This window comes from Sulfitobacter sp. HI0040 (assembly GCF_001634885.1).
Lineage (GTDB): Bacteria > Pseudomonadota > Alphaproteobacteria > Rhodobacterales > Rhodobacteraceae > Sulfitobacter.
The window spans coordinates 1-12,339 of record NZ_LWEX01000052.1 but is presented as its reverse complement, the minus strand read 5'-3'; the positions used below and the strand labels follow the sequence as shown (position 1 = coordinate 12,339).

The window sequence follows — 12,339 nt, the reverse complement described above, 5'->3', positions numbered from 1 at the left end:
GACGACAGCGACTTTCATGAATTCAAGCCGCTTTATGGTGACACCATCATGACCGGCTGGGGCCGCATCCATGGCCACGAGGTCGGTATTCTCGCCAATACAGGCGTGCTTTTTGTCGAAGCCGCGCTGAAGGCCACGCATTTCATCAATCTCTGCGTGCAGCGTGATATTCCGCTGCTGTTCCTGGCCGATGTGAACGGCTTCATGGTCGGGCGCGAGGTCGAGCAGATGGGCATCGCAAAAGCCGGTGCGAAGATGATCACGGCCATGTCTTCGGCCCGGGTGCCGAAATTCACAATCATCACCGGCGGCTCCTATGGGGCGGGATACCTGGCCATGCTGGGCCGCCCGTTCCAGCCGGACGCGATGTTCGCCTGGCCAACGGGCCGCTCCGCGATCATGGGGCCGGAACAGGCCGCCAGCGTACTTGCTCAGGTTCGCGCGCAGATCAACGAACGCGAAGGCAAAAGCTGGACCCCCGAGGAGGAGGAAGCCTTCAAGGCACCGATCCGCAAGGAATACGAAGATTTTCAGGGAGCCTATAATTTTGCTTCCAACCTTTGGATCGACAGCGTGATCGAGCCCTGTGAGACCCGTGACGTCATGGCGCTGATGCTGGATGTGACATCGCGCAGACCCAAGGTCGATACCAACTTCGGCGTGTTCAGGATGTGAGGAGCGAACCGTGAAAATCAAAACGCTTCTGATCGCCAACCGCGGCGAAATTGCCTGCCGGATCGCGCGCACTGCGCGGGCCAAGGGTATCACCCCTGTCGGCATACATTCGCAGGCCGACGCCAATGCCCTGCATGTCCGCGAGATCGGCAAGTCGGTCTGTATCGGCGCCGGACCTGCATCCGAGAGCTATCTGAAAATCGACGCAGTGATTGCCGCCGCGCAATCGGTGGGCGCGGATGCGATCCATCCCGGTTACGGCTTTCTGGCCGAAAACCCCGATTTTGCTCGTGCGGTCGAAGCCGCCGGCATGATCTTCATGGGGCCGACGCCGGAAACGCTTGAACGTTTCGGCGACAAGGCCAGCGCCAAAGAGGCCGCCGTGGCGGCCAGCGTCCCGGTGATTTCGGGCGCCGAAGGTGCGCGGTCCGATCCCGAGCAGATTGCCGAGGAGGTGCGCCAAATGGGCCTGCCGGTGCTGCTCAAGGCTGTCGGCGGCGGTGGTGGGCGAGGGCAACGGCTCGTCACCGACGAAACCACGCTGGTCGAGGACATCGAAGGCGCACTGCGCGAGGCGAAATCCACTTTCGGCTCCGAAGGGCTGCTGCTGGAACGTTTCCTGCCCGAAGCACGCCATGTCGAAGTGCAGATTGCAGGCGACGGCAAAGGCCATGTGGTGCATCTGTTCGAACGCGACTGCACACTTCAGCGCCGCCACCAGAAGGTCATCGAGGAAGCCCCGGCCTGGGGTCTGCCCCGGACGCTTATGGGCGACATCGCGCGCGACGCGGTGCGCCTTGGTGAAACGCTGGACTATCGCGGGCTGGGCACGGTCGAGTTTCTGGTCGCGGGGGACGAGTATTTTTTCCTTGAGGTGAACCCGCGCATTCAGGTGGAACATCCCGTCACCGAAGCGATCACCGGGCTGGACCTTGTCGCGCTTCACCTGCGGATTGCCGAAGGCGCGGGCCTTGGACTGGTGCAGGACGATCTGACGATCAACGGCCACGCGGTCGAGGCGCGGCTTTACGCCGAAGATCCGGCGATGCAATTCGCCCCGTCGACGGGCACGCTCTCCACGCTCAGCCTGCCATCGGGCCTGCGCATCGACAGCGGCGTCGAAGAAGGCGATGCCGTCACGCCCTATTACGATCCGATGATCGCCAAGCTGATCGTACACGCGCCCGACCGGGAAACCGCATTGGCACGTCTGGCCACGGCGCTTGATCATGTCGCGGTCGAAGGTGTCGAGACCAATCGCGCCTTTCTAACGGCGCTGGCGCGAAACCATGAATTCGAACGGATGCAGGTGCATACCCGCTGGATCGACGGCAGGCTGGATGAGCTGACACAGGCACCCGGCCTGACCCGCACCGATCTGTGGAAAGCGACCGCTGCCATTCTCTTCGTGACCCAGTCGCGCGGTGACACAAACGCCAATCCCTGGACCAACCGTGATGCCTTTACCGGCTGGCGGCTTGGACTGGGCGGCGATGCGATTGAAGCGGGGCAGCGCGTGACGCTTACCGATTCTGACGAGGTATCCGAAGAACTGCGCATCGGCCCTGTCAAACCGGGCGCCAAGTACACCGTCCATTCGGAGAAAGGCGAGGCGCTGACACTGTCGGCACGTGAACTGACCCCGGGCCGTTGGCGTGTCGGCGAAGGCGACACCGTCCATCTGATCGACGCGCGCCTGCACGCGGGCGTGATCGAACTGGACACGCACGAAGGCCGCCTGGTCTTTCGGCCCGCCGCGCCCCTTGCCTTTGCCGGCGGCGATGCCGCGGCGGATCGCGCCGTGACCTCTCCGCTGACCGGCATGATTGTCGAAATCAAGGTCTCCGATGGTCAGAGCGTGGCCGAAGGCGATGTGGTCGCGGTCATGGAATCCATGAAACTCGAAATCTCGATCCGGGCGGCCGCGGCCGGGATCGCCAGCCACATATCCGTCTCGAATGGGGACATGGTCGATCGCGGCCAGGTCATCGCCGAGATCCTGCCATCCGAGGAGTGATGAAATGAGCGACTTTCCCAAATTCGTAGAATTTCGTGAAGAAGGCCCGCGCGAGGGTTTTCAGATCGAAAAGAAGATTTATCCGGTCGAAGAGCGGATCGAACTGATCGACATGCTCAGCGAAACCGGTCTGAAACGCATTCAGGTCGGCAGCTTTGTCAGCCCCAAATACGTGCCGCAGATGGCAGACACCGGCGAGTTGTTCCAGCGTATCAAGCGCAAACCGGGCGTGAATTACACCTCGCTGTGGCTGAACGACAAAGGATTTCGCAAGGCTCTGACCGCGCATGAGGTCGATATCGACCCGCGCCTGCTGTTCTATCCCTCCGAGGCATTCGCCCAATCGAACAACAATTGTTCCTCGGCGGAGATGCGGGAAAAACAACGCGACTGGGTCCGTCTTTACAAGGAAGAAGGATATACCGTCGACGCGGCCTATGTGATGACGGCCTTTGGCTGCAACTTCGAAGGCCCCATCCCGCAAGAGCGCATCCTGGACGATTTCCGCTTTATCCTTCAGCTGTGCGAAGAAGAGAACATCCCCGTGCCGATCCTCGTGGTCGCCGATACCATGGGTTGGGGAAACCCCGAGGCGGTCAAACGGATGATCGGCGCGCTGCGCGAAATGGCGCCCGAGGCGCGCATCGGTATGCACATCCATGATACGCGTGGGCTGGGGATCGCCAACGTTTATGCGGCCCTGTCGATGGGCGTGGACATGTTCGAAAGCTCCGTCGCCGGTCTTGGCGGCTGTCCTTTCGCGGGCCACGGCCACGCGCGCGCCGCAGGAAATGTCTGCACCGAGGATGCAGTGTTCTTGTGTCACGAGCTCGGCATCGAAACCGGCATTGATCTGGACAAGCTGATCGCAGCGGCGGTCAAAGCAGAAGAGATCATCGGTGTGCCGCTCATGGGCCGGGTCATGCACACCGGCGGGTTGGACAAATACCGCAAGTCACGCTGAGGGAGCAAGAAGATGACAAAAGCACTTGACGGAAAGGTGGTTCTGGTCACCGGGGCCGGCGGTGGGATCGGGCGCGACATCGCCTTGATGGCAGCCGCAGAAGGTGCCGCCGTTGTGGTCAACGATCTGGGCGCGTCCCTCAAAGGCACCGGTCAGACCGAAACTGCGGCGCAGAAAGTCGTCGAAGAGATCAGGGCCGCCGGGGGCAACGCGATCGCCGATGGCGGCAACGTCACCGATCCGGACGCCGCGCGCGCGATGGTCGAGGCCGGGGTCAAGGAATTCGGCCGCATCGACGCGGTGGTGAACAACGCCGGCATCCTGCGCGACGGTTACTTCCACAAGATGACCTACGAGGATTTCGACGCGGTGGTGAAGGTCCATCTCTATGGCGCCTTCAACACCAGCCGTGCAGCGGCCGATTATTTCCGCGAACAAGAGGGCGGTGCTCTGGTGCACATGACCTCGACCTCGGGGCTGATCGGCAATCTGGCGCAGGCGAATTACTCGGCGGCAAAGCTGGGCATCGCGGCCTTCTCGAAATCGGTGGCGCTTGACCTCAAGCGGTGGAACGTGCGTTCGAACTGCATCGCGCCCTTCGCCTGGAGCCGGATGATCTCGTCGATCAAGACCGACACCCCGGAACAGGTGGCACGGGTCGAAAAGATCAAGGAGATGACACCGGCCAAGGTTGCACCGATGGCCTGTTTCCTGATGAGCGACCGCGCGGCTGACGTGTCAGGGCAGATATTTGCGGTTCGCAAGAACGAGATCTTCCTGTTCAACCAGCCCCGCCCGGTGCGGTCGGTTCATTCCGGTGATGGCTGGACCGCCGATGAAATCGCCGAGCGCGCCATTCCCGCGCTCAAATCGCAGTTCACGCCGCTCGAAGTTTCGGCGGAAGTCTTTTCGTGGGATCCGGTATAATGGGAAAACGCAAAGAAAAAATCAGCTCTGACATTGCCTGGAGCACCCCTGACAAGATCAGCGTGCGCGGGCTTGACCTGCCCAACGAGATCCTGGGCCACATGAACCTCGGCGATCTGGCGTTCCTGCAGTTGACAGGCCGCAAGGCCACACCCGAGGAAAGCCGGGTGTTCAACGCCATCGTCATTACTTTGGTCGAACATGGCATCACGCCTTCGGCCCTGGCGGCGCGGATGACTTACATGGGGGCGCCGGAATCGCTTCAGGCGGCTGTGGCGGCTGGCTTGTGTGGGCTGGGCACCGTCTTTGTCGGTTCTATGGAAGGTGCCTCGAAAATGCTTCACGAGGCACTGCCACAGGACAAGTTGGGTACCGGTGCCGATCTTGATGCGCTCGCGGTGGAAACCGTGGAGAAATTCCGCGCCCGCAAGGCCATCGTGCCGGGGCTGGGCCATCCGGTGCACAAGCCCGTCGATCCGCGCACCCCGCGCCTGTTCCAGATCGCCGCCGAGAACGGAAAGTCCGGCGAATACATCGAGCTGATCCAGAAGATTCAGGCCGTTGCCGAAGAAAAATCGGGTAAGATGCTGCCGATTAACGCCACTGGTGCGATCGGAGCCATTTGCTGTGAATTCGGCTTCCCCTGGAAGATCGTGCGGGGCTTTGGCGTCATGGCCCGCGCCATCGGCCTGGTCGGTCATATCCTCGAAGAGAGCGAAAACCCGATTTCCTATGAGCTTTGGCAGCGCGCCGAGGAAGAGATTCTCGAAACCTCCGGCCCGGGAGCGAAGTAAGCGATGCATACGTCAGCCCCTGACACGCACAACGATCTGCGCGATGCCCTTCGCGCGCTTTGCGCGCAGTTCCCGCCGGAATATCATCGAAAGTTCGGCGAAGACGAAACCTACCCCGAGGAATTCGTCGATGCGCTGACCCGCGAGGGCTGGCTTGCCGCGATGATCCCAGAGGAATACGGCGGCTCGGGTCTGGGGTTGACGGAAGCCTCGATCATCATGGAGGAGGTGAACCGCTGCGGCGGAAACGCGGGCCATTGCCACGGGCAGATGTATAACATGGGCACGCTTCTCAGGCACGGTTCGGAGGAGCAAAAGCAGAAATACCTGCCCGGTATTGCCAGCGGCGCGTTGCGCCTGCAATCCATGGCCGTGACCGAACCGACAACCGGGACCGACACCACCAAACTGAAGACCACCGCGGTCAAGAAGGGTGACCGGTATGAGATCAATGGCCAGAAGGTCTGGATCAGCCGTATCCAGCATTCCGACCTGATGATCCTGCTGGCACGCACCACGCCGCTGAACGAGGTCAAGAAAAAGTCGCAGGGCCTGTCGATCTTTATGGTCGATCTGAAAGAGGCCATCGGCAACGGGATGGAGGTCCGCCCCATCGCCAATATGCCCGGCCACGAAACCAATGAAGTGTTTTTCGACAACCTGGAAATCCCCGCCGAGAACCTGATCGGCACCGAGGGGCGCGGATTTTACCATATTCTTGACGGGCTGAACGCCGAACGGACCCTGATTGCGGCGGAATGTATCGGTGATGGATACTGGTTCGTCGACAAGGCCCGCGCCTATGCCGGTGACCGCGTGGTCTTTGACCGTCCCATCGGCCAGAACCAAGGCGTGCAATTCCCTATCGCCAGGTCCTATGTGAACATCGAGGCCGCCAATCTGATGCGCTTTGAAGCCTGCAGGCGGTTCGATGCTGGGCTGGATTGCGGAGCACAGGCGAATATGGCTAAGCTGCTGGCTTCGGAGGCCAGCTGGGAAGCGGCCAATGCCTGCATCCAGACCCATGGCGGCTTCGGTTTCGCACGGGAATACGATGTCGAGCGCAAGTTCCGCGAGGCGCGCCTCTATCAGGTCGCCCCGATCTCGACCAACCTGATCCTGTCATATGTCGGAGAACATATCCTCGGCATGCCAAGATCGTTCTGAAGGCCAGGGTTATGGGTGAGATCGACCTTGACGCGCTGGCGCCCTGGCTGGGACGCACCGAGACTAAGGAAGATGTTCTGACGCAGGGGCTGATCGACAAATTCCGCGCCACGCTCGGTCCGCATCTTTGGGACGGAGCGGGCGATGTCCCGCTGGGAATTCACTGGTGCATTGCCCTTGATACCGTGCCAGCTACCGCCCTGTCAGAAGACGGCCATGCCGCGAGGGGTGGATTTCTGCCCCCTGTTCCGCTGCCCGCCCGGATGTGGGCCGGCGGCGATGTTTCGCATATCGCGCCGCTGAAAACCGGCGAAACCATCACCCGACGCTCGTCGATCAGGGATATTATGGCCAAGCAGGGCCGTAGTGGACCATTGGTCTTTGTGACCGTCGAACATGAGTATCTGAGTGGCAACCGGCTTTGTATCCGGGAGCAGCAAACGATCGTTTATCGTGAGATTTCCGCCCCCCGCACGGCCGAGAGCGCATCTGACGCGGGTGACCCCACGACGCTCAGATCGACCCTGACACCGGATCCTGTTCTGCTGTTTCGCTATTCGGCGCTGACGTTCAATGCCCATCGCATTCACTATGACCACATCTACGCCACCGAAACCGAAGCCTATTCCGGACTTGTTGTGCATGGCCCATTGCAGGCGACGCTGCTTTTGAACCTGGCGGCGGATGCGTTGAAAACATCGCCGCATCGGTTTTCGTTCCGCGGCCTCGCGCCACTCAACCTGCCCTGCGAATTGCAACTGCACAATGAAGGGACCGGCATCTCCGGGACAGTCTGGTGTCAGGATCAAAAGGGTCTTCGAAGCTTTTCCGCAGAGTACACGGCTGTCTGATCGGTTTTCTTCGGTAGCGAATTCAGTTGTTGACCAAATTTTCTAACATCTGTTAGGCTTCGCGCAGAGACTTGGTGAATGGACCAGGCGATCCTCTGCATTAAGAGGTGAGAGGAGGAACGATGCGAGGAAAACGTTTGACCAATGCAAAACCGTGCGGTCAGGCTATGCGCGCCTCCATGAAGTGTAGGGGAAAAGCACGGGCCGCAACATGACCACGAATAACGGGCACGTATCGTCACCGCTTGCGGTGCGTGGTGCAACTTTGAAATTTGGCGGTGTGACGGCGCTCGACGATGTGAGCATCTCCGTGGCCGACGATGAATTGCTTGCAATTATCGGTCCGAATGGTGCCGGAAAAACATCACTTCTGAACGTGACTGCGGGCTTCTACCGTCCGCAGAAGGGCCGTGTCGAATTGTCCGGGCAGGACGTGACCGGCCTGCGTGTTGACCAGATCGCCCGGCGCGGACTGGCGCGGACGTTTCAGGGTACCCATCTTTTTGCCGGGCAGACGGTGGTGGAAAACATTATGATCGGCCGCCACATGCTGATGAAATCGAATGTAGTCCAGGCCTTTTTCCAGTTCGGTCCCGTGATGCGCGAGGAATCGGAACATCGTGAAGCCGCAGAGGAGATCATCGATTTTCTCGAGATCGAGGCAATCCGCAACCGGCCCGTGGGCACGTTGGGGTATGGGTTGCGCAAGCGTGTCGATCTGGGCCGTGCATTGGCGCAGGAACCGTCGATCCTGCTGATGGATGAACCGATGGCCGGCATGAACTCGGAGGAAAAAGAAGACCTGGCGCGCTTCATTCTCGATGTGCGCGAGGCGCGCAAGATTCCGGTAGTTCTGGTGGAGCACGACATGGGCGTCGTGATGGACCTTGCCGACCGGATCGTGGTGCTGGATTTCGGGCGGGTCATCGCCGAAGGCACCCCGGAAGAAATCCAGAAGGACCCGGCTGTCATAAAGGCATATCTGGGGTAGCGGCATGGTCAAACAACGGACAGCAATGGTCTTTTCGGACCCAGCAGTGACACATGGCGAAACCCTGCCGCAGGTTTTGCTCGCGCGAGCGACATCCACACCGACCAACCTCGCCGAACGGCACAAGCGCCTGGGCATCTGGCGTGAATTCACCTGGGCCGATGTTCTTGACAGGGTTCGCGCCCTGGCTCTCGGGTTGGAGAACCTGGGCTTGTCGGCTGGCGAATCCGTCATGATGATCGGCGAAAACGAACCCGAACATTTCTGGGCTGAATACGCCGTCCAGTCGTTAGGCGGCAAAGTCCTGTCTGTCTATCCGGATCAAAACGCTGAAGAGATTCTGTATCTGGCCGAAGACTCGCAAACGCGGGTTTTTCTGGCGCAGGATCAGGAGCAGGTCGATAAATGCATCGAGATTGCGGGCAAGTACTCGGGCGCCCTGGCGGTCGTTTACTGGGACGATTCCGGTCTGTGGGGCTATGATCATCCCCTGTTGCATTCGTTTGAAAGTGTGAGCGCGGCAGGGCGTCAGATCCACGCCAAGGAACCCGCCAGATTTGAAGAACACGTAAAACGTGGACGGGCGGACGATACCGCCTTGCTGTCCTATACTTCGGGGACCACGGGAAAACCCAAGGGCGTTGTCATCAGCCATCGCTACCTGTTCGACAATTGCTCGCGGGTGATGGGGGCAATCGAAATCGCGCCGGGCACCGAATACCTGACCTACATTTCGCCTGCCTGGGTCACGGAACAGATTTTCGGCCTGTCGATCGGTTTGATCGCGCCCATGGTCGTCAATTTCCCCGAAGGCCCTGAAGACGTACTGACCAACATTCGCGAACTGGCGGTTGACGCACTGGTGTTCAGCCCGCGCCAGTGGGAAAACCTCGCCTCCATCGTTCAGGCCCGGATGCTGGGCGCGGGCAAATTCCGCAATGCGATGTACAATTGGGGTATGAAGGTTGGCCGCAACGTTTACGTCGAGCGGCTGGAAGGGCGTAGCCCCAGCCTTGCCGCACGCCTGCAGCTTCCCTTTGCCGAAGCTCTGGTGCTGCATCACCTGCGCGACAATCTTGGCCTTGGTAAGGCCAAAAACGCCATGAGCGGCGGCGCCCTGATGGCACCTGACGTCTTTCGTATGTTCCACGCGATGGGGGTTAAGCTGCGCAACGTGTATGGCGCGACCGAAATCGGCCTTCTGACTGCGCATGTCGGCGAAAGCTATCAGCTGGAAACCAGTGGCAGCTGGATGCAAAGCAACACGAACTACGGTGAACCGCTGGAATACAGGGTCTCGGATGAAGGCGAGCTTCAGGTGCGGGGCGGATCGGGCTTCGGCGGCTATCACGGCAAACCCGAAAAGACTGCAGAGGAACTGACCGAAGACGGTTGGTACAAGACCGGTGACGCGGTGTCGATGACCGACGACGGCGAGCTTTTGTTCTTTGACCGTGTCAAGGATATGCGCCGCCTGGCAAATGGGCACAGCTATCCGCCGCAATTCATCGAAACGCGGTTGCGATATAGCCCCTTCATCAAGGATCTCATGACCTTGGGCGACGAAACCCGGAGCTTCGTCAGCGCGCTTATCAATATCGATATGGAAGTGCTCGGACGTTGGGCGGAAGAGAACAAGATCAGCTTCTCGACCTACACCGATCTCTCGCAGAAACCCGAAGTTCTGGACCTTATCAAAGGCGAAGTGGCGCGCATCAATGCGCTCCTGCCCGAAGGTTCGCGCGTGGCACGTTTTGCGAATTTTCCCAAGGAGCTCGACCCGGATGAAGGCGAGCTGACCCGCAGCCGAAAACTTCGCCGGGCCTTTCTGGAGGAACGGTATGCAAAGCTTGTCGAGACGATTTATGGCGGCGATTCCAAGGCCGATCTAGAAATCGCCGTGACTTATCAGGACGGCCGTCAGGGCGTGCTCAAGGCCGCTGTCCGCGTATCTGACGTCGAAAACGCATCGAAGGCTGCCTAGCGGCAGTCCAAAACCTAAAGGAAGTCGGCGAAAATGGTTTATTTCATCAATGACATCATTACCGGGGCTTTGATCGGCCTTCTGTATTCGCTAGTGGCCATGGGCTTTGTTGTGATTTACCGCGCCAGCAAGGTGTTCAACTTCGCGCAGGGCGAACTGGTGATCATCGGCGGGTTCATCGTTTGGTTCACAACGATGCAAGCGGGGCTTAGCCTTTGGTTGTCGATACCCCTTTCGCTGGTTCTGGCCGGGCTGGTCGGGTACGCAATCGAACGGATTTTCCTGACAAAGCTGATCGGTGAATCGGTTTTCTCGATGGTCATGGTCACTGTCGGCCTGCTGATCCTGCTGCGCGGTCTGGTGCTGCTTGTGTTCGGTCCCGCCGTGCGGCCCTTCCCGATCATTTTCCCGCTGAAACCTTTGTTCCTCGGCGACATGTTGATCCCGATGAACCTCCTTATAGGCGGGATCATTACCATTGTCGCCGCCGTCGGCCTGTCGTGGTTCTTCAACCGAACCCGGTCCGGCCTGCGGATGACCGCCGTGGCGGAAGACCACGTCGTGGCCTCCTCGATGGGCATTTCGGTGAAAGGCTCGATCGCCTTTGCCTGGGTTCTCGGGGCAATCCTGTCCACAATTGGTGCGATGATCTTTCTCAGCGGCAAATCGCTGACCTTCCTGGCCTCTGATATCGGGTTCGCGGCCCTGCCGGTGGCGCTGTTTGCCGGGCTGGAATCCATCGGCGGGCTGATCCTGGCTGGCGTGATTATCGGCATCGTCCAGAGCCTGACAACCAACTATCTTGACCCCCTGATCGGAGGGTCACTGGGTAGCGTTGTCCCCTATATCATCATGCTTGCCATTCTGCTGATCCGACCGACCGGCCTGTTCGGCTGGCGCACAATCGAACGGGTGTAATCCATGGACCCTTCCGGCGTATTCCCGACAAGCTATCGCAGTGACAGACGTTTGATCCGAACGCGCTGGCAGTTTCTTGCCCTCGTTGTATTCATGGCTCTACTGCTGTTGGCCCCTTATCTGGTGAGCAGCCGTATCATCGCTATCCTCAACATGATGATGATCAGTGCTGTGATTGCCGTCGGGCTTCAGATCTGCACAGGTTATGCGGGCCAGATCAACCTGGGTCAGGCCGCCTTTATGGGGGTCGGGGCCTATACGGCCTCGATACTGGCCTCGAAGACCGGCCTTACGTTTCTGCTGACCATTCCTCTGGCAGGGCTCTCGGCTGCGCTGTTCGGCTTTCTTTTTGGCTTGACCGCGGCGCGGATCAAGGGGTTCTACCTGGCACTGACCACGATTGCGGCTCAGTTCCTGTTCCACTTTGCCGTATTGAACCTGCCATCAACCTGGCTGGGTGGATCGAACGGTATCACCGTGCCCCCAGCCGAGCTGTTCGGGCTGCGATTTGTCAGCGAATCTTCGCAGTTCTATCTGAATTTCGCGGTCACCGCGATCATGGTCGCGGGCGCGTTCGGGATCGTGCGGTCACGCTTTGGCCGTGCCTTTGTGGCGGTCAGGGATGATGACGTGGCTGCGGGTATAATGGGGATCAATGTCGCGGCCACAAAGGCGAATGCCTTCCTGATCGGAGCATTCTATGCAGGCGTCGGCGGGGCGCTGTGGGCCTATCTGATCCGCTTCGTGGGAGTGGACCAGTTCACCTTGTTTCACTCGATCTTCTTCGTCGCGATGATCATCGTTGGCGGGATGGGTTCCATCGTGGGGGCTCTGGTCGGCGTCTTCATTATCCGCATCATCCAGGAAATCATTGCGACCGTTGGCCCCAATATCGCCGACTCGGTATCATTCCTTGGCGGTGACATTGTGTTCGCTGGCATGAATGTCGTTCTTGGCGGCGTAATCGCATTGTTTATGATTCTGGAACCCAAGGGGCTGATGCACCGCTGGAACATCCTGAAGTCGTCTTACCGTATCTGGCCGTTTCCTT

The 12,339-nt window shown here is 59.6% G+C and carries 11 protein-coding genes; all 11 read left to right on the top strand.

Translation table 11 applies throughout. The features are described 5' to 3' along the window. Positions 1 to 675: carboxyl transferase domain-containing protein (locus A3728_RS04950; RefSeq protein ID WP_330220260.1), on the top strand; the 675-nt coding region annotated here is incomplete at its 5' end. A 10-nt stretch (positions 676 to 685) separates the two neighbouring features. Continuing rightward, positions 686 to 2,692: an acetyl/propionyl/methylcrotonyl-CoA carboxylase subunit alpha gene (locus A3728_RS04945; protein WP_067920811.1), complete on the top strand. Its 2,007-nt coding sequence runs from the start codon at positions 686 to 688 to the stop codon at positions 2,690 to 2,692. Between the two features lie 4 nt (positions 2,693 to 2,696). Next, the gene (locus A3728_RS04940) at positions 2,697 to 3,656 is read left to right on the top strand and encodes a hydroxymethylglutaryl-CoA lyase (RefSeq protein WP_067920809.1); all 960 of its coding nucleotides are present in this window, start codon (positions 2,697 to 2,699) and stop codon (positions 3,654 to 3,656) included. A 12-nt stretch (positions 3,657 to 3,668) separates the two neighbouring features. Continuing rightward, the gene (locus A3728_RS04935; protein WP_067920807.1) at positions 3,669 to 4,583 is read left to right on the top strand and encodes an SDR family NAD(P)-dependent oxidoreductase; all 915 of its coding nucleotides are present in this window, start codon (positions 3,669 to 3,671) and stop codon (positions 4,581 to 4,583) included. After that, positions 4,583 to 5,377 carry a citryl-CoA lyase gene (locus A3728_RS04930; protein ID WP_067920805.1) on the top strand — a complete coding sequence of 265 codons (795 nt, stop codon included), beginning with the start codon at positions 4,583 to 4,585 and terminating at the stop codon, positions 5,375 to 5,377. The genes A3728_RS04935 and A3728_RS04930 overlap by 1 nt, the downstream gene beginning before the upstream one ends. Positions 5,378 to 5,380: 3 nt before the next feature. Continuing rightward, positions 5,381 to 6,544 (top strand): acyl-CoA dehydrogenase family protein, encoded by a 1,164-nt coding sequence (locus tag A3728_RS04925; protein ID WP_067920803.1) that lies wholly within the window; start codon positions 5,381 to 5,383, stop codon positions 6,542 to 6,544. A gap of 11 nt (positions 6,545 to 6,555) precedes the next feature. Continuing rightward, complete coding sequence (locus A3728_RS04920) at positions 6,556 to 7,395, top strand: FAS1-like dehydratase domain-containing protein (RefSeq protein ID WP_067920800.1); 840 nt, start codon at positions 6,556 to 6,558, stop codon at positions 7,393 to 7,395. A gap of 211 nt (positions 7,396 to 7,606) precedes the next feature. Next, on the top strand, positions 7,607 to 8,386 hold the full coding sequence (locus A3728_RS04915; RefSeq protein ID WP_028288584.1) for an ABC transporter ATP-binding protein: 780 nt from the start codon (positions 7,607 to 7,609) through the stop codon (positions 8,384 to 8,386). 46 nt (positions 8,387 to 8,432) lie between these two features. After that, positions 8,433 to 10,370: an AMP-binding protein gene (locus A3728_RS04910; protein ID WP_236630414.1), complete on the top strand. Its 1,938-nt coding sequence runs from the start codon at positions 8,433 to 8,435 to the stop codon at positions 10,368 to 10,370. Positions 10,371 to 10,403: 33 nt separating this feature from the next. Continuing rightward, the gene (locus A3728_RS04905) at positions 10,404 to 11,288 is read left to right on the top strand and encodes a branched-chain amino acid ABC transporter permease (RefSeq protein ID WP_027264391.1); all 885 of its coding nucleotides are present in this window, start codon (positions 10,404 to 10,406) and stop codon (positions 11,286 to 11,288) included. Between the two features lie 3 nt (positions 11,289 to 11,291). Beyond that, positions 11,292 to 12,339: branched-chain amino acid ABC transporter permease (locus tag A3728_RS04900; protein ID WP_082857957.1), on the top strand; the 1,048-nt coding region annotated here is incomplete at its 3' end.